This is a genomic window from Stenotrophomonas sp. CCNWLW162 (genome assembly GCF_037203745.1).
GTDB lineage: Bacteria > Pseudomonadota > Gammaproteobacteria > Xanthomonadales > Xanthomonadaceae > Stenotrophomonas > Stenotrophomonas maltophilia_AQ.
Map to the genome: position 1 here is coordinate 108,650 of NZ_JBBCBL010000003.1, position 26,983 is coordinate 135,632.

Annotated in this window: 13 protein-coding genes; 11 read left to right on the plus strand and 2 right to left on the minus strand. The window is 65.6% G+C overall.

Annotated elements, in window-relative coordinates; all coding sequences use genetic code 11:
• Positions 1-271: 271 nt before the first annotated feature.
• Complete coding sequence (locus V9K93_RS09365; RefSeq protein ID WP_337302437.1) at positions 272-8,983, minus strand: glycoside hydrolase family 94 protein; 8,712 nt, start codon at positions 8,981-8,983, stop codon at positions 272-274.
• Between the two features lie 203 nt (positions 8,984-9,186).
• Here V9K93_RS09365 and V9K93_RS09370 point away from each other — a divergent pair, with 203 nt between their 5' ends.
• The 4 genes from V9K93_RS09370 to V9K93_RS09385 all read left to right on the plus strand — a co-directional run bounded on the left by V9K93_RS09370 (position 9,187) and on the right by V9K93_RS09385 (position 15,525).
• The gene (locus tag V9K93_RS09370) at positions 9,187-11,835 is read left to right on the plus strand and encodes an excinuclease ABC subunit UvrA (protein ID WP_337302438.1); all 2,649 of its coding nucleotides are present in this window, start codon (positions 9,187-9,189) and stop codon (positions 11,833-11,835) included.
• 222 nt (positions 11,836-12,057) lie between these two features.
• Entirely contained in the window at positions 12,058-13,152 is a 1,095-nt protein-coding gene (locus V9K93_RS09375) for an alpha/beta hydrolase (RefSeq protein WP_337302439.1), read from the plus strand.
• Between the two features lie 163 nt (positions 13,153-13,315).
• Positions 13,316-14,374, plus strand: a complete 1,059-nt coding sequence (locus V9K93_RS09380; protein WP_088479178.1) for an alpha/beta hydrolase — start codon at positions 13,316-13,318, stop codon at positions 14,372-14,374.
• Positions 14,371-15,525: a (R)-mandelonitrile lyase gene (locus V9K93_RS09385; RefSeq protein WP_337302440.1), complete on the plus strand. Its 1,155-nt coding sequence runs from the start codon at positions 14,371-14,373 to the stop codon at positions 15,523-15,525. Before V9K93_RS09380 ends, V9K93_RS09385 begins: the two co-directional genes overlap by 4 nt.
• 12 nt (positions 15,526-15,537) lie before the next feature.
• Here the strand turns inward: V9K93_RS09385 and V9K93_RS09390 are convergent, their stop codons facing one another.
• On the minus strand, positions 15,538-16,431 hold the full coding sequence (locus V9K93_RS09390) for a LysR family transcriptional regulator (protein ID WP_025877180.1): 894 nt from the start codon (positions 16,429-16,431) through the stop codon (positions 15,538-15,540).
• Between the two features lie 74 nt (positions 16,432-16,505).
• On the opposite strand from V9K93_RS09390, the gene V9K93_RS09395 reads away from it, so the two are divergent.
• The 7 genes from V9K93_RS09395 (at position 16,506) to V9K93_RS09425 (ending at position 26,974) form a co-directional block, all read left to right on the plus strand.
• Positions 16,506-17,102, plus strand: a complete 597-nt coding sequence (locus tag V9K93_RS09395; RefSeq protein WP_337302441.1) for a flavodoxin — start codon at positions 16,506-16,508, stop codon at positions 17,100-17,102.
• Positions 17,103-17,112: 10 nt separating this feature from the next.
• Positions 17,113-18,105: an aldo/keto reductase gene (locus tag V9K93_RS09400; RefSeq protein WP_337302442.1), complete on the plus strand. Its 993-nt coding sequence runs from the start codon at positions 17,113-17,115 to the stop codon at positions 18,103-18,105.
• Between the two features lie 188 nt (positions 18,106-18,293).
• Positions 18,294-19,088 (plus strand): RNA polymerase sigma factor, encoded by a 795-nt coding sequence (locus V9K93_RS09405; RefSeq protein WP_337302443.1) that lies wholly within the window; start codon positions 18,294-18,296, stop codon positions 19,086-19,088.
• The gene (locus V9K93_RS09410) at positions 19,085-20,122 is read left to right on the plus strand and encodes a FecR family protein (RefSeq protein ID WP_337302444.1); all 1,038 of its coding nucleotides are present in this window, start codon (positions 19,085-19,087) and stop codon (positions 20,120-20,122) included. The genes V9K93_RS09405 and V9K93_RS09410 overlap by 4 nt, the downstream gene beginning before the upstream one ends.
• Before the next feature lie 109 nt (positions 20,123-20,231).
• A complete protein-coding gene (locus tag V9K93_RS09415) occupies positions 20,232-22,688 on the plus strand; it encodes a TonB-dependent siderophore receptor (RefSeq protein WP_337302445.1) in 2,457 nt (818 codons plus the stop codon).
• 46 nt (positions 22,689-22,734) lie between these two features.
• Complete coding sequence (locus tag V9K93_RS09420) at positions 22,735-24,618, plus strand: PepSY-associated TM helix domain-containing protein (RefSeq protein ID WP_337302446.1); 1,884 nt, start codon at positions 22,735-22,737, stop codon at positions 24,616-24,618.
• A gap of 160 nt (positions 24,619-24,778) precedes the next feature.
• Positions 24,779-26,974, plus strand: coding sequence for a TonB-dependent siderophore receptor (locus V9K93_RS09425; RefSeq protein ID WP_337302447.1), 2,196 nt, complete (start codon positions 24,779-24,781; stop codon positions 26,972-26,974).
• Positions 26,975-26,983 lie beyond the last annotated feature (9 nt).

Consider the following 26,983-nt stretch of genomic DNA (forward strand, 5'->3'; position numbering starts at 1 on the left):
AGCCCTGGAGGCTACCTTTGTGCGAACTGTCTGTGTGACGATCTTGCGAGGGCTATCGAGAATCAGGGCGCAGCCAGCAGGTGGCTGTCTTCGGCGAAGATTGCCATGCAGGATGAGGAAACGGTTCTGCGCTACGCACGGAAGGTTTCTACGAGGTAGTTGTTGCCGCCCGCAGCGCTTTGCCAGCGTCGCAGGCGGCCTCGAACAGCTGGCATCGCCGCCTGGAGATGAGCAGGTACATCAGGCGGCAACTGTATTTCGAGGCGAACGTTCATCCTGGCGCCGCCGCCAGGTCAAGCGCGATGCGGTAGTGATGACCGTCGTCGCGGAGCAGCACGCTGAGATCCGGTTGCAGCGCGCCATCCACATGCAGCGTCGGCCGGCCCTGCGCACTGCGGGTCACCACGAATTCATAGAAGCTGCGGCCAAAGCGGTAGCTCAATTCGAATGACGGCCAGTGATCGGGCAGACACGGTTCAAGCGACAGACGATCACCCTCGCGACGTATGCCGAGCAGGGATTCGACCAACAGGCGATACATCCAGCCGGCCGACCCGGTATACCATGTCCAGCCGCCTCGCCCGACGTGCGGAGGCACGGCGTATACATCCGCCGCCAGCACATAGGGTTCGACGCGGTAGGTCTGGATCGCCTCCGGGTCCAGCGTGTGACTGAGCGGGTTGATCATGCCGGTCAGCTCCCAGGCACGTACCGCATCGCCCTGCTGTGCGAATGCCATCGCCGCCCACACGGCCGCGTGGGTGTACTGGCCGCCATTCTCGCGCACGCCCGGCACGTATCCACGAATGTAGCCGGGGTCCTCCGGGGTCTGGTCGAAGGGCGGATCGAGCAGCTGGATCAGCTTGGCGTCCTTTCGCACCAGGTGCGTGTACAGCGAATCCAGCGCCTGCGAGGCGCGCTCGGGCGCGGCGACGCCTGACAGCACCGACCAGCTCTGCGAGATCGAATCGATGCGGCACTCTTCGTTCTGTGACGAGCCCAGCGGGGTCCCGTTGTCGAACCAGGCGCGGCGATACCACGCCCCGTCCCAGGCATGGTGCTCGAGGTTCCGTCGCAGGCGTTCGGCCTGCTCCTGGCACCACTGCGCACGGGCTGCATCGCCGCGGGCATTGGCCAGCATGATGAAGCGACGAAGCGTGTCATGCAGGAAGAATCCCAGCCACACACTTTCTCCGCGCTGCTGGTCGCCAACGCGGTTCATGCCGTCGTTCCAATCACCGGTTCCCATCAACGGAAGGCCGCGCTCGCCGAGCAACCGGCAACCACGCTCGAGCGCAACGATGCAGTGGTCGTACAGTGTGCCGCGCTGCGTCGAGGGTGTGGGCATGTCGTAATACCCTTCCTCTTCCGCGGTCACCGCACGCCCCTCGATGAAACCGACCACTTCGTCCAGCACGCTGGAGTCGCCGGTGACTTCCAGATAGCGGCACGCGCCCTGGGGCAACCAGAGATAATCGTCCGAGCAGCGGGTGCGCACGCCGCGCCCTTGCGGTGGGTGCCACCAGTGCATCACATCACCTTCGGTGAACTGGTGTGCAGCGCATAGCAGCAGGTGATCGCGGGTCAGGTCCGGGCGGGCGTGTACCAGGGCGAGCGCGTCCTGCAGCTGGTCGCGGAAGCCGAATGCTCCGCCTGACTGATAGTAGCCACTGCGCGCCAGGTAGCGGCAACCCAGTGTCTGGTAGACCAGCCAGCCATTGGCCAATGCGTCCAACGCCGGGTCCGGTGTACGCACCTGCACCGTGGCCAGCACATTGCGCCAGTGGATGCGTACCGCGTCCAGCGCGTCGATGGCTTCCTGAGCCCCCTGGCGGCTTCGTGCCAGCGCCAGCGCTTCCTCGCGGTCGCGCCCCGCGCCAAGGCGGAATGTTGTTTCACTGCGATCGCCCGGGGCCAGCTCCAGCGGTACCTGGATCGCCGCGCAGGGATCCAGGCCCGCACCCAGGCGTCCATCCAGGCGTTCGCGCCGCAGCGCCGCAGGTGCTTGCAGGCTGCCGTTGCGGCCGATGAACTCCAGGCGATCACAGGTCCAGCCGCAGCCGTCTGCATCGGTGTCGAAGAAGGCCATCCGGCCGCCGAAATCGGTGTTGTAGGCATTGCGCGCCAGCAGCGCCCCGCTCTGGTGGTCGCGCTCGGTCGCCACGTGCATGCGCGACTTCGCCCGCAGGTCACCCATCACCCATTCGACGTAGCCGATGGCCGACAGCCGCCGTGTACTGCCCGACAGGTTGTGCAAGCGCAGGACCGAGAACTTCAGCGGCGCGGTGACGTCGACAAATACCCACAGCTCGCTGGCGATGCCGTCCTCGACATGCTCGTAGACCGTGTAGCCGAATCCGTGCCGTGTCCGGTACGCCCCGCTGCCCCTTCGCGGCAGCGGCATCGGCGACCAGACATGACCGGTCTCCTCGTCGCGCAGGTAGAACGCCTCGCCGCCCGTGTCCGACACCGGATCATTGAGCCAGGGCGTCATGCGGAATTCGTGTGCATTCTCGAACCACGTATAACCCGGCGCACTCTCGCTGACGACCGTGCCCAGGCGGGCGTTTGCGATCACGTTTGCCCAGGGCGCTGGCGTCGGCGTCCCTTCCCGCAGCACTACGACGTACTCGCGACCGTCCTCGCTGAAGCTGCCGGTACCGTTGTCGAACTGGCCGGTGCCGCGATGGGGAAGGAAAGGCCACGGGTCGTCCATCTCTTCATCGTGCCCGGCGCCCGGGGGCAAACCGACGTCGGGGCCCGAGTCGGCGACGATGGGCAACCCGGGAGCCGACTCCATCGAGAGCGCAAGTTCCTCCTGCACTGCCTGCGGCAACAGGGGCGGGATCCTTCGCGGGGGCAGCGGTTGTCGGCCGACCTGCGCGGCAAGGGTGCCGTCCTCGTCGCTGATCACCGCCCGCGCCACCGCCTGCAACAGGATGCGGTCCTCGTGGGTCATGTTCTGCACCGGCCGCACGAAAATGCCGCCGGGGCGATCAAGCAGGCCTGTCTCCGAACTGGCGGCCACCATGCCCAGGATCTGGTCCTGCAGTTCCTGCCGATAGCCGGCCTTGCTGTCGTTCCAGATGACCAGGTCGGTGTTGAGTCCCTTCTGGCGCCAATAGGCGTGAGCCTGCACCAGTTGCCTGACCAGTTCCACATTGTCCGCATCGGTGACCTTGAGAAGCACGATGGGCAGGTCGCCCGAGATGGCATGGCTCCACAGCCCGGATTGTCCGCGCTGGTTCTGCAGGAGGACGCCGGCACCCGCGCGCAGCAGGGGGCCTGCATACAGCACGTGGCTGGCAAGGCGCTCGTACAGCGCCGCCTCGGCCTGGCTGGCGTTGATCTGCCGACGCACCACCTGGCTGTGCGTCCAGGCCAGATCGAAGACGCGGTCCGCCAGACGGCGGTCACGGTATTTGTCCACCAGCACCTCGCAACCGGGGCGGTCAGCGCCGACGCCATACACCATGTCCAGCTGCACGGTCTGCTCTGGCTCAAGCACCACGCGGACGCGGATGGACACGATCGGGTCGAGCACCGAGCCATCGGTGCCGGAAAGCTCGGCATCGGAAGTCAATGCCTGCGGCGTCCGCGGTGTGTTGCCACGGCCCAGGAATTGTGCGCGGTCGGTTTCGTATGAGATAGACACCACCTCCGCGTCATGCACCGCGACCAGATGGAACATCCACGGCGGCACCTCGTCGTGCGAACGGGGCCGACGCGTGCACAGCACCGCCTGCTTGGCCGCCAGGATTTCGCTCTGCACGAAGAGGTTGCTGAAGGCCGGATGCGCATCGTCGGCCGCCGCAGGTGCCAGCACCACTTCGGCATAGGTGGTGATCTCCACCGTGCGCGGGCGACGGCTGCGGTTGGTCAGGCGCAGGCGCCTGAGCTCGATGTCGTCCTCGGCGGAGATGGCGACCTGCAGGTGGCTCTCGCAGCCGCGGCGCGAACCACGGAATTCCGCCTTGGCGTCCGAGAAGATCGCCTCGTAATTGTCCACCGCCACGCAGGTCGGCTGGTACGCGGCAGACCAGAACTCGCCGCTGTCGACGTCACGCAGGTAGCAGAACGACCCCCAGGCATCGGTGGTGCCGTCCTCGCGCCAGCGGGTAAGCGACAGGTCGCCGTGGCGGCTGTAGCCGCCGCCGGCGTGGGTCAGCATGCCGTGGTAGCGTCCATTGGACAGCAGTTGCACTTCCGGGCGCGGGCCACCCGGGTCCCGCAGCACGCGCAGCGACGTCTCGTGCTCGGCCAGGGTGGAGTGCTCGCCCAGCGCTTCCACTTCGTGCGGATGGAAGACGCCGATGCGCGGGATACGCTCCTGCAGCAACAGCAGGGTGGCCTGGAACTCGGCGTCGGCAAGGAAGCGGCGCTGCATCGGCTGGTCGCGCAACAGGTAATCCAGCGACAGCAGGCCCATGCCCTGGTGGTGGGCCATGAACGAACGCAACAGCACGTGATCCTGCCCGGGTGGCAGGCGGGCAGGGGTGTAGTCGATCGCCTCGTACATGCCGAAGCGCCCGGCGAACCCCAATCCTTCCAGCACCTGAAGGTTCTGGCACGCAGCTTCCGGCGCCACCATCAGCGCCATCATGCTGGCATAGGGCGCGATGACACGGTCCTGGCCCAGACCGCGCTTCAGCCCCAACCCCGGCACGCCAAACGCCCGGTACTGGTAGTTCAGGCGCGCATCGACAGCGTTGTAGCCGGACTCGGACACGCCCCACGGCAGGTTCAGGGTGCGGCCGTAGACGATCTGGGCCTCGACCGCATGCCGCGCGGTCTGGTCCAGCAGCGTGTCCGGATAGCTGGGCATCACCAGCTGCGGCATGAGGTACTCGAACATCGAGCCGCTCCATGACAGAAGCGTCGGCATGCCGTTGACCTCGGTGAGCATCCGGCCGAGCGCAAACCAGCTCTCCTGCGCCAACTGGCCTTGGGCGATGGCGACGAAGGCGCACAGTCGTGCTTCGGATGCCAGCAGGTCGTAAAAGCTGTTGTCGAGGCGATGGTCGTCGACGTTGTAACCGATCGAGAGCAGGTTGCGGGTGCGGTAGAACAGGAACCCGTATTCCATCATCGAGAACTGCCCGGCACGGTGCGCCAGGGCATGCATCTGCTGGATGCGCGCGCGTGCGTCCGCGCCGGCCTTGCCGGACAGGGCAGCCAGCTGGCGCAGGCTGGGCACCGGCGCTTCGTCGTCTGCAATTACATCGGCAGGGAGATCGGCAAGCGACGCGTGGGCGGCATGGCATTCGGCGGCGAGCAGGGCCGGCCAATGCAGTTCGCCTTCCTCGGGCGATGGCGGTGCCGGCCACAGTGCCAGCACGATGTCTGCCAAGCCGGCCAGCTCCTGCAAGCGGGCGAGAGTCTCCGCCGTTCCGACGGGGCGGTCGATGCGCGTTGACGCCAGACGCTGGCGAAGGTGGTTGAGCGCCCCGACCAGTGGTGCATCGCCGGGGCGATGACGCTGCCGTTCCTCTTCCAGCACGCCGATCGTATCGGCCAGGCCGTCGAACGTGTGCGGTGCAAGCACTGGCGCGTCCACCAGCGCGATCAGGCCCTGGCGCAGTGTCAGCAGATGGCCGGCCAGGTTGCCGCTGTCCACGGTGGAGACATAGCGCGGCGGCAGCGGCGCCAGGGTTTCGGTGTCGTACCAGTTCAGGAAGTGACCGCGATGGCGCGGCAACTGGTCCAGCGTATCGAAGGTGAGGGCGGTACGTTCAGCAACCGCGTCCATCTGCAGATAGCCTAAATCCCACGCCGACAGATTTGCCAGCAGCGACAGGCCGATGTTGGTCGGCGAGGTGCGCCGCGCCACCACCAGCGACGGATGCTCCTGGATGTTGTCCGGCGGCAGCCAATGATCCTGCTCGCGCACCCAGGCCTGGAAGAATGACCAGGTGCGCCGCGCCAGCTGGCCCAGGAACGCCCGCTGCGTAACGGAAAGCTCCGCCACGCTCGCGGCCGGCGGCCGGCCCAGCCATGCCATCAACGCCGGCGCGAAGGTCCACGCCAACAGCAAGGGCAGGGCGAGCGGCAGCGCCTGCGGACGCACGCTGGCCACCACAGCCACCAGTGCGAGTGCCAGCAGAGAGGCCGGTGCCATCACCCGCCATTCCGCGCCGCGGTCACTACCAAGCCGGCGCTCGACTTCGCTGGAGGGGTTCCACTGCAGCAGATGGCGGCGTGTGACCGCCATGCGCCAGAGCGTGCGCAGCACCGCGTCACCAGCCAGCAATGCTTCGAAGGGCAGGCATGCTACCTGGGTGGACGCGCGCAGCAACGACTGCAGCGTACCGCGCCCGACCTTGATGTAATGCGCCTCCAGCGGCGTGTCGTCGGGCACGCTCAGGGCATCGCGCAGCATTCCTATCAGCGGTGGCGCGAACCACAGCGCCAGCACCCACGCCGTCCATGCGGCGGGGTCTGCGGAATACAGCCAACCCACCAACAGCAAAGCCAGGGCAGCGATCGGCACCAGGCTGCGGCGCAGATTGTCCAGCAGCTTGCCGCGTGACAGCAGACTGAGCCGGTTGCGTTCCCATCCCAGGCCCGGACGCGGGGTCCACGGCATCAACCAGGGCAGCAACTGCCAGTCGCCGCGTATCCAGCGTGCACGGCGCTTGGCGTCGGCGGCGTAGCGCTCGGGATAGTCCTCGTACAGTCGCACATCGCTGACCAGACCGGCGCGCGCATAGCAGCCTTCCAGCAGATCGTGGCTGAGGATGCGGTTTTCGGGCAGGCGCCCCTCCAGTGCATGCTCGAAGGCGTCGACGTCATAGATGCCCTTGCCCACGAACGAGCCTTCGTCGAACAGGTCCTGGTAGACGTCCGATACCATGCGCGTATACGGATCGATGCCGGGCTCGCTGCCGAACATCCGGGCAAAACGCGAGGTGCGGCGCCGGCCCAGGCTGGTGCCGACGCTGGGCTGCAGGATGCCGTAACCCTCCACCACGCGTTGCAGCGTCGAATCGAAGCGCGGGCGGTTGAGCGGGTGCGCCAGGGTGGCGACAAACGCGCGTGCCGCATCCCGCGGGAGTTGCGTGTCCGAATCCAGCGTGATGACGTAGCGGACACCGATCAGCGCAGCCGCGTCACCGACGATGCGCATGAACGCGGCTGCATCGCCTTGGCGGAGCAGGGCATTGAGCGCGGCCAGCTTGCCGCGCTTCCGCTCGTGGCCCATCCACACGCCTTCACCCGGGTTCCATTGCCTGGGACGGTGCAGCAGGTAGAAGCGATCGCCGCGCTCGGGCGCGTAACGCCCGTTCAATTCCTCGATCCGCGCAACGGCGTGTGCAAGCAGGGTGTCGTCCATCGGCGTCGTGGCTGCCGATGCGTCGAGAAAGTCCGTCAGCAGCACGAAGCGCAGCTGAGGATCGCGGTTGGCCAGGAAGCGGACCTCCAGCGCTTCGACCAGTATGTCGATACCCTCGATGCTGGACAGCATCGAGGGAACCGCGACCACGGTGGCGCAGGCGGCGGGAATGCCCTCGCCGAAGTCGAGCCTGGGCAGCGGCCTGGGTGCGACCAGCACCGTCGCGGTCCAGTTCACCAGCACGATGCCCAGCTCACTGAACACCAGCAGCCCAAGCAGCGCGGCCAACCAGAGGGGGGCCGAACCACTGCCGGTTGCCAACAGGCCAGCGGTGGCCAGCACCGCCAGCAGGGCGATCGGCAGCAGGTATAGTGCAAGCGGCACGCGATGCGCCAGTTGCCGTGCCTTGCGGTGGCGCGGTGCTGCCTCGGCCACCGCTTCAATAGTCGCGTGCAGGCCTTCGCCGACAAGCCAGTAGCCAACGTGCGTGCGTTGCCCATCCGGCGGCGTAGCCGCCCGTGCCAGGTCCAGCGCGATGGTTGCAACGCGCTCCTCTGCCATGCGGCTCCCGCGGGCGATCTTCTCCACCACGTGGCGATAGGCGTCGCGGGTGGCGAAATCCATCTGGGCATAGACGCCCATCGGGTCTTCCAGCAGCCGACGCTCCACCACACTCATGTCTTCAACAAAGGTGCGCCAATCCATGGTGGAGAGAAAGCGCAGGCTGCCGATGCTGTTGCCGATGGATACCTGATCGGCCGCCTGCTGCTGCCCTTCAGCGGCGACCAGCTCGTCGACGCGCTGCCCGGCCGCCGCCGCCCACTGTTCCAGCCAGGCGATGGGCATGGCCCACGCGCCGCCGCGCCCCTGCAGCGAGCGCGTCAGCTCGGCGATGAACGCGCCGGTCAGGGGCGGCGCGGACCGTGCCATGTCGGCAACCACCAACACCACATCCGTAGGGGTGTCGGAGGCCGCGAGATTGAGATTGTCAGCCCATTGTGCAGCCAGGCTTCGGTCCGTGCCATCGCGCATCACCCGGGCGGCCATACGCCGCAGATTCTCAAGCAGCGCCAGCCGCAGCATGATGGGTACGGCCCACAGTTCGCCCAGGCTCAGCGGCGCGAGCGACTGGTACGAGGCGATGAACCGGCCCAGCGTGTCGGCGTCAATGCGGCCGTCGCCGTGCGCGATGGCCTGCATCGACAGTTCGTACACACGCGGCAATCCAGCCGAGGGGCCGGAGGCAAGTGACGGCAACTGCCGGCTGTAGCCGCGTGGCAGGTGGCGCCGTGCGGTCTGGATCTGTTCTTCGATCAGGTAGTAGTTGTCGAGCAGCCATTCCCCGGCCGGGGTGACCGGCCGCTGCTCACGCACCACGCTGCTGAGCAGCGTGTTGGCGTCTTCCAGCACACGCTCGTTGGCCTGCAGGCGATCGAGCAGGCGCTCCGCGCCAGGTCGCATCCGTACCCGATGCTGGCGCGCAAGCGCGCGGCCGTACACCTCCATCTGTTCAACGCTGTACAGCGCCGCACGCAGGGGGCCCTCGGTGGCCTCGATGGCCGGTGCTGAAGCCTGGCGCTCACGCCAACGCCAACGCACGCGACGACGCAGGCGCAGCCAGCGGCCAAACAGACGGCGAAGGTGGGTCATGGTTTACCGAGGGGAGGGAGGGCGCGTCCTGCATAGTTGCATTGCAGGTGCCGTGGTAGCCGTGAAGGCTGGGCTGTCGGCCCGTGAGGCCGGAGTTGAGCCCCGAGGACGGAACTCCCTCACCACATTCACCTCGCAGCAGCGAAAATGCATCCCTCGGTTCGCTTTGAGGCGCACCGCTCACTGCCTGCAGGAACGTAACGATGTCCAACAACCCTTTCGGTGAATCCTCATGCGCTGCCGCAGCCAGCGGTTGCGTGGAGGTGCGCGGCGCGCGCGAGCACAACCTCAAGAATGTCGATGTCTCCATTCCGCGCAATGCACTGGTGGTGTTCTCCGGGGTGTCGGGTTCGGGCAAGTCGTCGTTGGCCTTCGGTACGGTCTTTGCTGAGGCGCAGCGGCGTTACTTCGAGTCCGTAGCGCCATACGCGCGGCGCCTGATCGACCAGGCGGGCGTGCCCGATGTGGATGCCATCGACGGGCTGCCGCCTGCGGTTGCCCTGCAGCAGCAGCGCGGCGCCAGCAATGCACGGTCCTCGGTGGGCAGCGTGACCACGCTGTCCAGCCTGGTGCGCATGATGTACTCGCGCGCTGGGGCGTACCCGGCCAACCAGCCCATGCTGTACGCCGAGGACTTCTCGCCCAATACACCGCAGGGCGCCTGCAGCACCTGCCACGGCCTGGGACATGTGTACGAGGTGACCGAAGCGCTGATGGTTCCGGACCCGTCGCTGAGCATCCGTGAACGCGCCATCGCCTCGTGGCCGCCGGCATGGCATGGCCAGAACCTGCGCGACATCCTGGTCACGCTGGGCTACGACATCGATGTGCCGTGGAAGAAGCTTCCGAAGAAGGACCGCGACTGGATCCTGTTCACCGAGGAAACGCCAACCGTGCCGGTCTATGCCGGCTTCACGCCCGCAGAGACCCGTGCCGCACTGAAGCGCAAGCTGGAACCCAGCTACATGGGCACCTATACCGGTGCGCGCCGCTACGTGCTGCACACCTTTGCCAACACCCAGAGTGCGCTGATGCGCAAGCGTGTTTCGCGCTACATGGAAGGCAAGCTGTGCCCGACCTGCCACGGAAAACGCCTGAAGCCGGAAGCACTCTCGGTCACCTTCGCCGGCGTGGATATCGGCGAGTTCATGCGGCTTCCGCTGGATCAACTGGCGGATCTGCTCGGGCCCATCGCACAAGGTGATTTCGGCGCGCACACCAAGGGCACTCGCACCAGCAGGAGCGCGACACCACGTGATCGCGCCCGGAGGGCCGCGAGTGGCCAAGCGACCCACGAGGGCGCCCCCGACGTCCGGCTGACCTCGGCCTTGTCCGAAGAGAAGCGACTGGCCGCACAGCGGCTGGCAGGCGGTGTGATGGCGCGGGTACGCCAGCTGCGTGACCTGGGCCTGGGGTATCTCTCGCTGGATCGCGCCACGCCAACCCTGTCCGCTGGCGAACTGCAGCGCCTGCGGCTGGCCACCCAGCTCAGTTCCTTGCTGTTTGGTGTGCTGTACGTGCTCGATGAGCCCTCGGCTGGCCTGCACCCCGCCGACAGCCAAGCGCTGTACGACGCGCTGGAGCGGCTGCTCGACGGCGGAAACTCGGTGTTCGTTGTTGAACATGACCTGGAGTTGATGCGCCGCGCGCAGTGGCTGGTGGATGTTGGGCCAGAGGCGGGCGAGCACGGTGGCCAGGTCCTCTACAGTGGCGAGCCCGACGGCCTGCGCAAGGTTCAGGAGTCGCGCACGGCCCTGTATCTGTTCGATCAGGTGCCTGCGCCTGCCAGCCGACAGCGCAGCGCCAACAGCTGGCTGGAACTGAAGGGTATCCATCGCCACAACCTGCAGGGCGTGGACGCGCAGATACCACTGGGGCTGCTGACGGCCGTGACCGGCATTTCCGGGTCGGGCAAGTCCAGCCTGATGGCGCAGGCGCTGCCCGAGCTGTTGCTGCTGCACCTCGGGCATGAGCCCGCGGACGATAGTGCCGATAGCACACCCACCAACGGGCCAACCGTAATTGAAACGACGCGGGGCACATTGGCGGGCGATGTAGACGCCATCCAGCGGGTAGTGCAGGTGGACCAGAAGCCCATCGGCCGCACGCCACGCTCCAACCTCGCCACCTATACCGGGCTGTTCGACCACGTGCGCAAGCTGTTCGCCGCGACACCCACCGCGCGCCGCCGCCGATTCGATGCGGGCCGCTTCTCGTTCAACGTGGCCAAGGGCCGGTGCGAGACCTGCGAGGGCGAGGGTTTCGTCAGCGTCGAACTGCTGTTCATGCCCAGCGTCTATGCACCGTGCCCTACCTGCCACGGCGCGCGATACAACGAGGCCACGCTGGAGGTGCAGTGGAATGACCGCAACATCGCCGAGGTCCTGCAGATGACGGTCGACCAGGCGCATGCATTCTTCAGCGAGGAAGATGCCATTGCCCGGCCGCTGCACTTGCTGCAGGAGATCGGTCTGGGCTACCTGAGGCTGGGCCAGCCGGCCACCGAACTTTCAGGCGGTGAGGCACAGCGCATCAAACTGGCAACCGAGCTGCAGCGCAGCCAGCGCGGCCGCACGCTGTACGTGCTGGATGAGCCCACCACCGGCCTGCATGCATCGGACGCGGACAGGCTGCTGGTGCAGCTGCAGCGGCTGGTGGACGCGGGCAATACGGTGGTGATGATTGAGCACGACATGCGCGCGGTCGCACAGGCGGACTGGGTGATTGATGTAGGCCCCGGAGCTGGCGGGGCAGGGGGCACCATCGTGGCGATAGGAACGCCGCAACAGGTGGCGCGCGCCAAAGGCAGCAGGACGGCGCCGTTCCTGGCGCGGGAGCTGGCTTCTCTATAGAGCCGAGCCATGCTCGGCTATCGATTTCCCGCGCCGGACGGCCAGCCGGTCAACCGATGACTGAAGGCATCGAGTATCGAGATGCAACTGCTTCCGCGGGAATCAGAGTGACGTTATAGGCATGCATATATATCCTCCATGCATTGGTCATATGCACTCCCGCGCTTCTTCCAGGATGGCCCGGAGGGTAGATTCCCCTGACAATCTGTCACGGAGTGACCCATGCAGACTCGTACGCGCCTTCGCACTCTGGTGCCCAGCTTCCCCTCCACACTGCTCTGGATAGCGGTTTCCCTCTGCGCCACGACCGCCATGGCCAACGAGCCACTGCAGATCGATTCGCAAGGCAGCTTCCTCGCTGGGGGCACGACCAAGAAGGAGTCTGGCACGTTCGATCCGTTGAAGCCCTCCAATCCGGATGGCCAGAGCTATCACGGCGATCACGTCTATGCCTTCTACCAGAAGCCGGTGAACGCGCGCACGTTGCCCATCGTGATGTGGCACGGTGCGGGCCAGTCTTCGAAGAGCTGGGAGACGACGGCCGATGGGCGTGAGGGCTTCCAGAACCTGTTCCTGCGTCGTCGTTTCGCTACCTACCTGATCGATCAGCCACGGCGCGGCAAGGCCGGCCGAAGCATGGTCGAGGCGACGCTGAAGCCCGTGGCAGACGATCAGATGTGGTTCAACCAGTTCCGGATCGGCCTCTGGCCGAACTACTTCGCTGGCAGCCAGTTTCCGAAAGGGGAGGCCGCGCTTGACCAGTTCTTCCGCTCGGTCACGCCCAACACCGGCCCCTTCGACCTCGGCGTAGTCTCGGACGGGGTAGCCGCCGTGCTGCAGAAGACAGGGCCTGCGATCCTGTTTACCCATTCGCAGGCGGGTGGTCCTGGCTGGATGACGGCCATAAAAAGCCCCAACGTCCGCGCAATCGTCGCGTTCGAGCCTGGCAGCAGCTTCGTGTTCGCAAAGAACGATGCGCCGGCACCCATTCCCAGCGCGTTCGATACCGTCGCCCCGGCGCTGGTTTCGCCCGCGGAATTCAAGGCGCTGACCCGGATCCCGATTCTGGTGCTGTATGGCGACAACATCCCTGACAGGCCCGTTGACCTGCCGGCGCAGGACAGTTGGCGGGCCCGGTTGGAAATGGCCCGCACCTGGCGTGATGCCGTCAATCGGCAGGGCGGTGATGTCACCCTGATCCATCTGCCGGAGATGGGAATCCGTGGCAACAGCCACTTCTTGTTCTCGGACCTCAACAACGTCCAGATCGCCGATCTGGTGAGTGAGTTCCTGCAGAAGAAGCACCTGGATCGTTGATCCGGACCGTCCCGTGCATCATTCATATCATGCATGCATGAGTGATATCCGGCTGATGCTCTGTTTCCATGAGTGCACGGGCGTTAGGTTTACTCCTGCCCCCCCCCCAATGTCGGCCCGCAACTCGCGCCGGCGGGGTTCCGTACAAACCCGGAGCACTTGAATGAAGCACATCGTGCGCGCCACGCTGTTGGCGATGTCTCTTGGATTGGCAGCAGGCAACGCGTCCGCTGCCGACTACACGCTCAACCCGTTCAAACTGGCCTACGAAGGTGCGATCACGCGCAATGTGCCCAGTGAGGTCAACATTCACTCGGTGTCCTATCCGCTGAATGGAATCGAGATCGCGGCAAACTTCTACACGCCCGCCAATTTTGATGCCTCGCGGAAGTACCCGACCATCGTGGTTGCCCACCCCAATGGCGGGGTCAAAGAGCAGGTCGCCGGCCTGTACGCGCAACGCCTGGCCCAGCAGGGCTACATCGCCATTACCGCCGATGCGGCCTATCAGGGGGCAAGTGGTGGCCAGCCGCGCAGCGTGGACATGCCTTCCCACCGCATCGAAGACATCCACGGCATGGCGGATTTCATCAGTCGATTCCCCTGGGTAGACACCTCGCGCCTGGGCTTGCTCGGTATCTGTGGTGGCGGCGGCTACTCGCTGGCGGCCGCGCAGACCGACAAGCGCTTCAAGGCCGTCGCCACGATCAGCATGTTCAACTCTGGCCGAGTTCGCCGCAACGGTTATGCCGACTCGCAGCTGGACACCGTCCAGCAGCGCCTGCAGCAGGCTTCGCAGGCGCGCGCACAGCAAGCCGCCGGCGGCGAAGTGCTGTACTCCGGCGATGCCAACCTCAGCGACGAGCAGATCGCCAAGCTCCCCTTCGATCTGTATCGGCAGGGCTATGAGTACTACTGGAAGACCCATGCCCATCCCAATTCCACCTTCCGCTACACGACCAGCAGCCTGCTGGACCTGATGCGCTGGGATGCCACCAACCAGATCGAGCTGATCAACCAACCGCTGCTGATGATTGCTGGCAGCAAGGCGGACAGCCTTTACATGACCCAGGATGCCTTCGCCAAAGCAACCGGTACCATCGACAAGCAGTTGGTGCTGCTGGAGGGGGCCACGCACATCGAGACCTACTGGGTGCCGAAGTACGTGGATGCTGCCGTCGCCTCGCTCACCACGTTCTACGCCCGGACGCTTGCACCATGACCACGCCTCGTAAATCACCGGCGCAGACGGCGCTGCTGGGCGCTGCATTTAGCGTGGTGGCACCGTTCGCCGGCGCCGGCGAAATGCCCATGCAGCAGATCACCAGGTCGGGAACACAATCGTCCGTTGCCGGTCCAGCAGAGACCTTCGTTGGCAACGTGCGCGTGGATCCGCTGTTCCCAGCGGACAAGGACGTGCAGGTCTCATCCGCATACCTCAGCTTCGAGCCGGGCGCGCGTTCGGCCTGGCACACCCATCCCGCCGGGCAGCGATTGGTGGTTACCTCCGGCGTTGGGCTGACCCAGGAATGGGGCAAGCCGGTGCAGCAGATACACGCCGGGGATGTGGTGGTGTGTCCGGCCGGGGTCAAGCATTGGCACGGCGCCGCGCCGCACAGCGCGATGACCCATCTCGCGGTAACCGGTGTGGCAGAGGGAAAATCGGTGGCCTGGCTGGAGCAGGTGAGTGATGACCAGTACCGCCAAGCGTCAGCAGGCATCGAGGCGCCTGTTGCCGGGCCGCTTTCGCCCAGGCAGCAGGCGATCCCGCTGATTGCGGCCGCCGCAGCCAGCAGTGACATGCCCCAGCTCAACACCGCGTTGGTCCGGGGACTTGATGCCGGCCTGACCGTGAGCGAGGCAAAGGAAGTGCTCGTGCAGCTGTATGCCTACGCGGGGTTCCCCAAGAGCCTCAATGCCTTGGGCGAGCTGATGAGCGTGGTGCGCGAACGTGAGGCGAAGGGTATCGCTACCGCAGCTGGGCAGCCGCCGAGCGGAAACATCCCGGTGGGTGATGCACTGCGCGCCGTGGGTACCGCAAACCAGACGCGGATCTCCGGTGCCCCGGTGGCTGGACCGGTCATGGACTTCGCGCCCATCATCAACCAGTTCCTGCAGACACACCTGTTCGGCGACATCTTCGAGCGCGACAACCTGGACTGGCAGAGCCGTGAACTTGCAACGGTTGGCGCGCTGGCGGCCTTGCCTGGCGTGGAGGCGCAGTTGCGCTCACACATGGCAGCCAGCCAGCGCGTGGGGCTCAGCCGCGCACAGTTGCAGCACCTGGCCCAGTTGCTGGCACATAGCGGATATGCGGCCGCATCTGACCGCGCAGTGCAGGCACTGGAACAGACCCCGGCACCTTCGCCATGACCGTGCCGCCGTTCAATCCCGATAGCGCAACGCATCACGCAGCACGGTGAACGCAGGCGATGACTGCCTGCGGCTGGGGTAATACAGGTGGTAGCCGGGGAAGGAGGGGCACCAGTCCTGCAGCACGTGGACCAGGGTGCCTGCCTGCACATGGGGCCGCACCAGATCCTCGGGCATGTACGCCAGCCCCAGGCCTTCCAGCGCAGCGCCCAGCCGCAGGGCGATGTTGTTGAACACCAACTGCCCTTCCACGCGTACTTTCAGCTCCTGGCCTTTCTTCTCGAACTCCCACGCGAAAATGCCACCGTGGGTCGGCAGGCGGATGGTGATGCAGTTGTGCCGGGTCAGGTCGTGCGGTGATTTCGGCTTCGGATGGCGCTGGAAATAGGCGGGCGATCCGACCACGGCCATGCGCAGGTCGGGCCCAACACGCACGGCAATCATGTCCTTGGCCACCTGCTCACCCATGCGGATACCGGCGTCGAAGCCCTCGGCCACGATGTCGGTCAGCCCGTAGTCGACAATCACCTCGATGTTCAGGTCAGGATTGGCCGGCAGCAGCTTGCCCAGTACCGGCTGCATCACGGTCAGCGCAGCGTGTTCACCTGCGGTGATGCGAAGGCGGCCGGCCGGTTTGTCGCGGTACGCGTTGAGCTGGGCAAGCTCACTATCGATCTCCTCGAAGCGCGGTGCAATCACCCGCAGCAACTGCTCTCCGGCCTCGGTCGGCGAAACGCTGCGGGTGGTCCGCGCAAGCAAGCGTACGCCCAGGCGTTCTTCCAGCTGGCGCATCGATCGGCTGAGGGCGGGTTGGGACATACCCAGCTGGGCAGCAGCCCGGGTAAAACTGCGTTCCCGCGCCACCAGCGCGAACATGGCCAGCTGATCGTAGTTCTCGACGCTCATTGATGCGCACCGGATATAAGCGATATCCGATTATGCCTCTGCACGAATGTGTTTTGGGGGCGTAGATTGGCGCCATGACGATTCCAACCCCCAATCCTGGTCGCCGGGCAGTCGTCGCTGCCTTGGCATCACTCCCGCTGGGATGTTCGGCCGCAGCGCCGCAGGAAGGCACGGCAGCTGGTCGATCAGGCGCACGGACAGTGGTTGCCTGCTTCTCACGTTCGGGCAACACCCGGGTGGTTGCCGGGCTCATTCATCGCAGCATGCCCAGCGACCTGTTCCAGGTAGAGCCTGCCATCGACTACCCGGCGGACTATCTTGAAACGGTAGCCAAGGCGCGACAGGAGCGCGACGACGGGGTAGAGCCAGCACTGCGCACCCGCATTGCCGACATTGATTGCTACGACACCGTGTACCTGGGCTTTCCAATCTGGGGCGAGACCGCGCCGCCGATCATTCGATCGCTGTTGTCGCAGCACGACATGAGTGGCAAGACCATCGTGCCGTTCATCACCCATGGCGGCTACGGCGTGGGCAGCAGCCTGCGCGTGCTCGCCCACCATGCGCCCAACGCACGCATCCTGGAGGCATTCGTGATGCAGGCCGACCAGGAGCGCAGAACCATGGAGAGCGTCAACGCCTGGTTGGCCACTCCGCACACTGCCCGATGAGGATTCAACCATGAGGTTCCGTACCCTTGGACAAGGCCTTGAAGTTTCCGCCCTCGGCCTGGGCTGCATGGGCATGAGTTCGGCATATGGCCCGGCCGCCGACAAGCAGGAAATGATCGCGCTGATCCGCACAGCGGTGGAGCGCGGCATCACCCACTTCGACACCGCCGAAGCCTACGGCCCCTTTGCCAACGAAGAACTGGTGGGCGCGGCACTGGCGCCCGTTCGAGACCAGGTGGTGATCGCCACCAAGTTCGGTTTCGACATCGACCCGGTCACCGGTGCCCGCGGGGCAGGCACCAACAGCCAGCCTGCACACATCCGGGCAGCTGTCGAAGCCAGCCTGAAGCGGCTGCGCACCGAGCGCATCGACCTGCTGTACCAGCACCGTGTTGACCCGGCGGTACCCATCGAAGAGGTTGCCGATACCGTGAAGGCGCTCATTGCAGAGGGCAAGGTCGCGCATTTCGGCCTGTCCGAAGCGGGTGCGCAGACAATCCGCAGGGCGCATGCAGTGCAGCCGCTGACGGCTGTGCAGAGCGAGTACTCACTGTTCTGGCGCGAGCCCGAAGCAGAGCTGCTTCCCCTGCTTGAGGAGCTGGGCATTGGCTTCGTACCCTTCAGCCCGCTGGGTGCTGGCTTCCTGACTGGAAAGATCGACGAGCACACGCAGTTCGATGCAACGGATTTCCGCAATGCGGTGCCGCGCTTCTCCGCCGAATCACGCCGGGCCAACATGGCGTTGGTGGAGGTGGTGAAGGCGATGGCTGCAGGGAAGGGGGTGACGCCGGCGCAGGTCGCCCTGGCCTGGCTGCTTGCCCAGCACCCGTGGATCTCGCCGATCCCGGGTACGACCAAGCTTCATCGGTTGGATGAAAATCTGGGTGCAGTGGATCTGGTGCTGGATCATGCGGATCTGGCGCATATCGATGTGCAAATGGCCAAGATCAGCATCAGCGGCGCGCGCTTGCCGGAAGCAGCGTTGAAGATGACCGGCAAGTGAGCAATGGCTGCCCGGTTGGCGGGCTCGGCGAATGTTCGCTTCTGGCTAAGAGCGGATACTAAGCAGACCCAGCTCCTTCAGGGTGCAGGACTCTGAGCGGAATGACGCCTGGCGGCGGGCATTGCCGCAATCGCGCGCGGCAAGGGCGGGTTAGGGGGAGTTTCAATTGCAAATGACTCTCACTACACTTGTGGTATCCCATCTCCTCCGCCGCCAATGGCGGCCAGAACTCCGGCTCCCAACGTGAATTCCCCGCCCTACCTGTGCAGACCGCAGGCATTCGCCCTGAGGGTGATGTGTCCACGCTAGGCCGGGGCACGGGCAGCAATGTGGAACGGGCCCCCTCCACGGAGGCGGGCATTCCGGAAGACGCCTCGCCAACGGGCGGTAATCTCCTTGCGAAAGCCTATGCCCGTTGGCGCGGGCCGATTCTGCGCAGCCTTGCGCGTGTCAGGGGTGGGGACCGTGAGGACGCCCTGCACGACGGTGCAGTCAAATGGCTGGCGGCAAACCCTGCACTGGCGTCGTGCGACCAGCAAGGTGCCTATTTCCGGCGGACGGTGATGAACACCGTGGCCGATGAATATCGTGAGCACACCGCGGGCCGCCGTCTCCAGACCCTGCCGCTGGCAGATGCCGAGAATGCGGTCCAGGCCATCGCCAGCGATGAATCACAGTGCCCATTGCAGCTCAGCGCCCAGCGGCAGCGCCTGGAGCGCCTGCGAGAAGCGCTGGCCGAGCTGCCAGAGCGTCAACGCGAGGCCTTCGTGCTCTGCCGCTTCGATGGACTGACCCAAGAGGACGTTGCCGCTCGCATGCAGATCTCCCGCCGCATGGTGGTCAAGCACCTGTCGCGAGCGGTTGCCTACTGCGAAGTGCGGGTACGCTATGCGTCTCTGGCACAGATGCAGGAACTGCATCAAGCCAGCGGGACAGGCGAGGCGTTGGCGCCTGCCATCGATGCTGACTTTCCCTGCCGATGACCGATCTCCCTTCTGCCGCAGGTTCCGACCCGTTTGCCCTGCATGAGGCGGCCGCCGCGTGGCTGGTGCGGCGGCAGGATGCGGACTGGCAACCGAAGGATGAGGCGGCCCTGCAGCACTGGCTGGCCGAGAGCGAAGCGCACCGACAGGCATTTGCCGACGTGGCCAGAACCTGGCACGACCTCGGCCAGCTGCCGCGCCCCGTGCTGGCCTCGGACGCGCATGCGGTGATCGCCCCAGCAGTACCTGCCATTCAACGGCGGGGCAGGGTGGTGCGGCGCGTACGGTCATGGCGCCTGCCACGCGTTGCGGCGGCTGCAGCCGTGGCAATGCTGGCCTTGGGATACGTCGGCTACGCCTGGTATACCGCGCCCAGCTACGTACAGGACGTGGCCACCAGTGCGGGCGAGATACGTGATCTGCAATTGCCGGACGGCTCACGGATTTCGCTCAATGCACGCAGCACGCTGGCCGTGCATTTCTATCGATCCCGTCGTGAAGTGGTGCTCAGCCAGGGCGAGGCGTTCTTCGAGGTCGCCCCGGCGGCCGACCGTCCCTTCACTGTGGATGCCCAGCGCAGCCGGGTGACGGTGGTCGGCACGGCCTTCAATGTGCGCAATGGGCCGGGCGAAGTCGTGGTCAAGGTGCTGCATGGGCACGTGCGGGTACAGCCGGATCGCGCCGAAGGCGCCTCGCCGGTCAGCCTGCACGCCGAACAGGGCCTGGCCGTTACCACGCTCACCGCTGCTTATCGCCCCATCGCCGCAAGTGCAGATAGCATTGGCGGTTGGCGCAACGGGCGCCTGGTGTTCCGGCGCACCCCGCTGGACGAAGTGGCGCAGGAGGTCGGGCAGTATCTGGGCCATCCTGTCACGCTGGGCCAGCCAGGGCTGAAGTTCCTGCCGGTCTCCGGCTACGCAGCCACCGATGCCCCGGCCACCTTCCTGGAAGCACTGCCGGATCTGTTGCCCGTGCAGGTAACCCGCAATGCCCAAGGCGGCTATCGCATCGACGAACGGCCTGTTACCCGCTGACGCCGGAACGAAAATTTCTTCCGGCGCGGGTTCCCACCCCACCGCCATTTTCCGTTTACCCCCAGTGAGGCCAGTAGCGGCCAAGCATGATGGAGCGGTAATGGGGTACATGAAGATCAAGCGCGCACTTGTTGCTGGCGCGTTCTCCACGGGGGTGCACGCCAAGCGGCTGCCTTTGCTGGCACTGTGCATTTCCAGCGCGCTGGCGGCGCCGGCCATCGCACAGGCGCAGCCGGCTGCGCGCATGCAGTTCAATATCCCGGCGCAACCGCTGGATGCCGCACTGCGCCGCTTTTCCGAGCAGTCCCGGCAGCAGGTGCTGTTCAGCGAATCGGCGGTGGCGGGCCGTCGCGCTCCGGCCTTGACCGGCAGCTACACGCCGCAGGAAGCACTGGCGCGCTTGCTGGAGGGGAGCGGGGTGCGTGTCAATGCCACGCGTCCGGGCGTGTTCACGCTGGCGCAGGAAGCGGTATCGCCTGCGCGCAGCAAGGAGGCCCAGACCACCCTGCAGACGGTGAACGTGACCGCCAATGCACCAAGTGATGGCGCTTACACGGCACGTGAGCTGAGCCTGGGCAAGCTGGGGCAGAGCATCCGCCAGACCCCGCAGTCGGTCAGCGTGATCACACGCCAGCAGCTGGACGACCGCAACCTCACCACGCTGGACGAGGCGCTGGCCCAGACCACGGGTGTGACCAAGACCGCCCGCAACTTCGGCAACCACAAGTTCTCGATCCGCAGCTTCACCGTAGACGACAGCAACTATCTGGTCGATGGCGTGGCCGGCATCGTCTATGCCCCCGTGGGCTGGCTGCCGATCGACACCGCGGTGCTCGAGCGCGTTGAAGTCCTGCGCGGTGCCGGTGGCATGATGCTGGGTGCGGCCGATCCCAGCGGGGCGATCAACATGGTGCGCAAGCGCCCGCGTGACCAGGCCCATCTGGATCTGGCGGCAACCGTGGGCTCGTGGGACAACTACCGTGTCGAGGTTGATGGCGGTGGCCCGCTCAATGCTACCGGCAGCGTGCGCGGCCGACTGGTCGCCGCCTATCAGGACCGCGACTACTTCCAGCGGGGCACCTCATCGAAAACGCCGGTGGCCTATGGGGTGATCGATGCCGATCTGGGCACGGATACCACGCTGACTTTCGGCCTGCGCCATCAGGCCAGTGACACCGACGGCTACTGGCTGTTCGGCCTGCCGCGCTACACCGATGGCGGTGCGCTGGACATCAAGCGTTCCACCTCGCTCATCCAGGACTGGAACCGGCAGGAGGGCTCCGTCGACGAAGCCTTTGCAGAGGCGGAGCACCGCTTCAACGAACGCTGGAAGGCACGCCTGTCGGTGAACCGTACCGAGTCGGATCTGGACCAGCGTGTCGCGGTTCCGCTGGGCGGGGTGGATCGCGCCACCGGCATCGGTTCACGCTTCTATGACATCTATTTCAACCGCTCGCGCGTGCGCAGTGATGGCATCGACCTGCACACCACCGGCAGTTTCGACGCCTTCGGCCGCAGCCATCAGGTGCTGCTGGGCGCGATGTGGTCGCGCCAGCGTACCCGCCAGAGCTCGGCGGACCTGGCCATCGACGTGCCGATTGATGTCTACGCACCCGACCACAGCGCCATTGCGCAGCCGCTGCAGCCCGCGTGGGACTGGTCAGAAAACGCCCGCGCCCAGCAGAGCGGCGTGTACAGCAACCTGCGCCTGCAGCTGGCAGAACCGCTGCACCTCACGCTGGGTGGCCGGCTGAGCTGGGTGAAGTACCAGTCCAGCGATGGCTTCACCGGCGCCAAGAGCCGCGACTACGAACAGAAGCACGAATTCACCCCGTACGCCGGCCTCGTCTACGACCTGGGCCCGCAATGGTCGGTCTATGCCAGCTACGCCGACACCTTCCAGCCGCAGAGCTCGTACGTCACCGCGTCCGGCTCGGTGCTGGATCCGGCCATCGGCGCCAACTACGAGCTGGGCGTGAAGGGTGAATTGAACGATGGCCGCCTGAATGTCTCCGCCGCGGTGTTCTCCATCCGCAAGACCGGCAACGCCGTGGTGGACGAATCCGACCCGGGCAGCTGCCGTGGCTCGCTGGCGTCGTCCGATTGCTACCGCAATGGCGGCAAGCTGCGCAGCAAGGGCTTTGAATTGGAAGCCAGCGGCGAACTGGCGCCGGGCTGGCAGATGATGGCGGGCTATACCCACGTCACCAGCCGCGACGATGAGGGCGCGACCATCAGCGCCGAGACGCCCCGCCACCTGTTGCGCCTGTCAACGTCCTATCAGCTGCCGGGCAAATGGAACGCGTTCTCCGTAGGCGGTGGTGTATCGGCACAGAGCAGCTATTCCTATCCGGCCTACGACGACCCGGACTGGCGCATGGGCGCAGCGGGACGTGCCGTGTGGGACCTGCGGGCCGGCTATCGGATCAATCCGCGCTGGAGCGTGGGCGTCAACGTGGCCAACCTGTTCGACACCCGCTACTACGCGATGATCAGCCAGATCCGCCGCGGCAACTTCTTTGGCGAACCTCGCAATGTGATGCTGACGCTGCGCGGCTCGCTGTGATCTTCCGCAGCCGGCGGGGCAACGGCCTGCCCGCCACGGGGCAGGCATGAAAGCGGGCTTCCGGCAGAGCATGTCGTGGCTGCACACCTGGTGCGGCCTAACCTGTGGCTGGCTGCTGTGCGCGATCTTCCTGACCGGCACGCTCAGCGTGTTCCGTGAGCCGATCACGCGATGGATGGAGGCCGGCCCCGTGCCGGTCTCCTCGCCGGCGGTGGACACGGGAATGCAGGCGGTACGTGCGCAGCACTGGCTGGCCGCCAACGCCGCCGATGCCCGGGCATGGCAGATCCGTTGGCCTGCGCAGCACGGCTGGCCGCTGGAGCTGTCATGGGAGGATGGCGACGGGACCGGGCACGAGCGCTGGCTGGATGCCGGCGCCGGCATGCCGCGACCTGCACCTCGTCTTCGGGAAACCGAAGGCGGGCGCCACTTCATGTCCTTCCACTACACCCTGCACGGCGGCATGGCCGGCTACTGGCTGGTGGGCTGGATCACGGCCTGCATGCTGCTGGCGCTGGTGTCCGGCGTGGTGGTGCATAAACGCATCTTCAAGGATTTCTTCACCTTTCGCCCGGGCAAGGGACAACGCAGCTGGCTGGATGCGCACAACCTGAGCGCCGTGCTGACCCTGCCGTTCCTGCTCATGATCGGCTACACCGGGCTGACCTTCTTCTACAGCAGCTATCTTCCGTGGCCGGTGCATGCGGCCTATGGCGATGCCGATGACGCCTATGCGCGCTACGAAGCCGAGCTGTCGCCTGCGCAGCCGGCTCCGCCAGGCATCCTGGTATCCACCGCGCAACTGCCAGACCTGCAGCACCTCCTGGCACGCGCGCAGGCCATCAGCGGGCAGCCGCCGGCATTGATCGTGATCCAGGCGCCCGGCACCGTGCACAGCGTTGTGGAGGTGATCGGTCGCAAGCCCGTGGGGGGTGCGGACAGGCATCTGCTGACCGAGGCCAGCCGGGCGGCGTTCGATGCTGCCAGCGGCACGCTGCTGCAACAGCATGGGGCACGCCCGCATGCGATTGGCGCGGTGCAGGTGCATGAGACGATCGAAGCACTGCACAAGGCCGATTTCGGCGGCTGGCCGATGAAGTGGCTGTACTTCATCAGCGGCCTGCTGGGCACGGCGATGATCGCCATCGGCACGCTGCTGTTCTCGATCAAGCGGCGCAAGCGCAGCGAGCATGAGTTCGGCGCGGCCACGGCGGGCATCTACCGCTGCGCGGAAGCCTTCAACGTGGCATCGCTGGCTGGGGTGGCACTGGCAAGCATCGTCTACCTGTACGGCAATCGGTTGCTGCCGCTGGAAATGAGCGGTCGCAGTGCGTGGGAAATACGCATTTTCCTTTTGACCTGCGCTGCCTCGGTGGTGCATGCGCTTTGGCGCCTACCGCGCCTGGCCTGGATTGAGCAGTTGTGGCTGGCTGCAGCACTGTGCCTCGCTCTGCCGCTGGTGAATCTGGCAACCACCGGGCAGGGGCTGCTGATGTATCTGCAGCGCGGCGCATGGCAGCAGGCCGGCGTGGAGCTGGTCGCACTGGCATTCGGGTTGATGCTGGGAAGAATGGCCCTGATGCTGCAGCGCCGCTGGCCCCGGGCGCCGGAGGCGGCGCGTACGGCCAAGCCTCCGGCCGGGCGGGAAGCGGCCTATCGCTGGCAGGTGGCGAGCCGTGTGCTGGCCGCCTCGCTGGGCGGCTACGTGTTCACCGCCGTTACCGCCATGGCACTGACGTTGTTGTTGCCCGCCCTGGTGGGGGTAAGGACGTCCGTTTCGGTCCTGGCCAGTTCACTGATGGGGTTCGTGCTGTTGATTGCCGTTGCTGTGGGCGTCTTCAGTACCCGCAGGGTTGGGAGGGTGTGGCTGAGTCTGGTGGCGGGGAGCGCCCTGATGGGGTTGTTGGTGGCTGTGCTGCGAACGGGGTGAGGGCGACCCCAAAAGGGCAGGCGCCTGCGGATGCTAGTGCGAACGATTTGCATTTGGTATTATTTAACGCGAAATTAACGCCGCCGCAGCTGCCGCCTAGGGCGCACTTCCTACCGTAGGCCCTTCAATGTCCAAGATCACACTTACCTCCCGAGTGCCCATGCGCACCCTGTTGTCCACTTCCGTTGCCCTGATGCTGGCATTGCCGCTGGTTGGGCGCGCTGAAGATTCATCACCACAGACACCCGATGGCAGCGCCACCACACTGGATGCGGTGCGCGTCAACGCCTATCGCACCACCACCCACACCTCCGGCGCCACCAAGACCGACACGCCAGTTGCGGAAATGGCCAAGTCGGTCTCGGTCATTGCCCGCGAAGAGCTCGATGCCCGTGGTGTGCAGAACCTCAACGAGGCGATGCGCTACGTGGCCGGTGTTGTCCTGGAGAGCGGCGGCATCGACAACCGTGTCGACGACTTCCGCATCCGTGGTTTCGATGCCGGCAGCTGGAGCAACAACGTCACCATCGATGGCATGCGTGCGCCACAGGGCGGTCAGTGGAACCGGACCATGGTGGACAGCTGGAACCTGGACCGTGTCGAGGTGCTGAAGGGGCCGTCGGCCGTCATGTATGGCCAGGTGGCTCCGGGCGGCATGGTCAACCAGGTCAGCAAGACCCCGACACCTGACCAGCAGCAGGTGTTGCAGTTGGGTCTGGATGGAAACGGCCAGTACAGCAGCGCGTTCGACCTGGGCATGGCATCGGACGACAAGCGCCACCTCGGGCGCCTGGTGGGCTTGTATCGCGACGGTGACACGCAGATCAAGCACACCCAGCAGCAGCACTGGTTCCTGGCCCCCAGCTACACCTTCCAGATGGCCGAGCGCACGCGACTGACGGTACTGGGTCTCTACCAGCGTGATGACGGCGGCTCGACCTACCAGTTCCTGCCGATGGACGGCACGCTCAAGGCCACCCCCTATGGGCGCATGAAGAACACGACCTTCATTGGCGAGCCGAACTGGAACACCTACGACCGAACCATCTGGACGGCCGGCTGGCTGTTCGAACATGCCTTCAATGAGAACTGGACCCTGAGCCAGGGTGCCCGCCGCACCAACGTGGAGTCGACCTTCCGCACCGTGGTGACCAATGGTGGCCTGAACCCGGATGGCCGCACGCAGAAGCGCCGTGCCACCTGGGGCGAGGGAGACTCTCAGGGCGACACCATCGACACCCGCGTTACCGGCAAGTTCCAGACCGGCTCGGCTGAACACACGCTGCTGGTGGGCGTGGACTGGCAGAAGGCCGATTGGGATGCGGCACGCGGGGCGATGCGTGATCCGGCGCCGATCGACATTTTCAATCCGGTCTACACCGGCTATGTTCCGGTGACCAACAGCATCAGTTACTCGGGAGGCGTCAACCGCCAGACGGGTGCCTACCTGCAGGATCAGATCGCGCTGGACAAGTGGCGCTTCACCGTGGGTGGCCGTTACGACTGGACCAAGGACGACACCTGGACGCAGTCGTACACCGTGGCCACGGATCGCTATGGCGCACGCGCGCCGAGCCGCATCAAGAACGAGTCCTTCAGCGGCAACGCTGGCATCCTGTTCGTGGCTGACAACGGCCTGACGCCGTATCTGAGCTATGCCGAGTCGTTCCAGCCGGCAGGCAGCACAGCTACACAGTCCTTCGACCGGACCCCGTTCGACCCAATCACTGGCAAGCAATGGGAAGTGGGCGTGAAGTATCAGCCGTCTGGATTCGATGGCCTGATCACGCTTTCAGCCTACGATCTGCGCCAGCAGAACATCCTCACCAACGACCCTGATCCCAGCCACAACACCTGTGGCACGACTGGGTCCAGCCAGTGCCAGGTCCAGGATGGCGAAGGCCGCGTACGTGGCGTCGAGCTGGAAGGCCGCATCACCCCCCTCGATGGCTTCAGCGTGATCGGTGCCGCATCGTGGATGGACTCGGAAGTCACCAAGAGCAACAACGGCTATCAGGGCAAGCAGTTGGCGATGGTTCCGGACTGGACCGCTGCGCTGTGGGGTGACTACACCTTCCAGGGCGGGGCACTCGCAGGCCTCAGCCTTGCCGCAGGCGTCCGCTACAACGGCGAAAGCTACGGTGACAGCGCCAACGTCTACCTGATTCCGTCCTACACGATGTGGGATGCAGCCATCCGTTATGACGTCGGTGCGATCGGGAGCGTGGGCACGCAGTTCGCACTCAACGTCAGCAACCTGACCGACAAGCGATTCGTGACCACGTGCAGCGGTGTCTCCTCGTGCTTCTTCGGCACGGGACGCACCGTCACGGCTACTGCTCGGTTCACCTGGTAACCCTTCCAC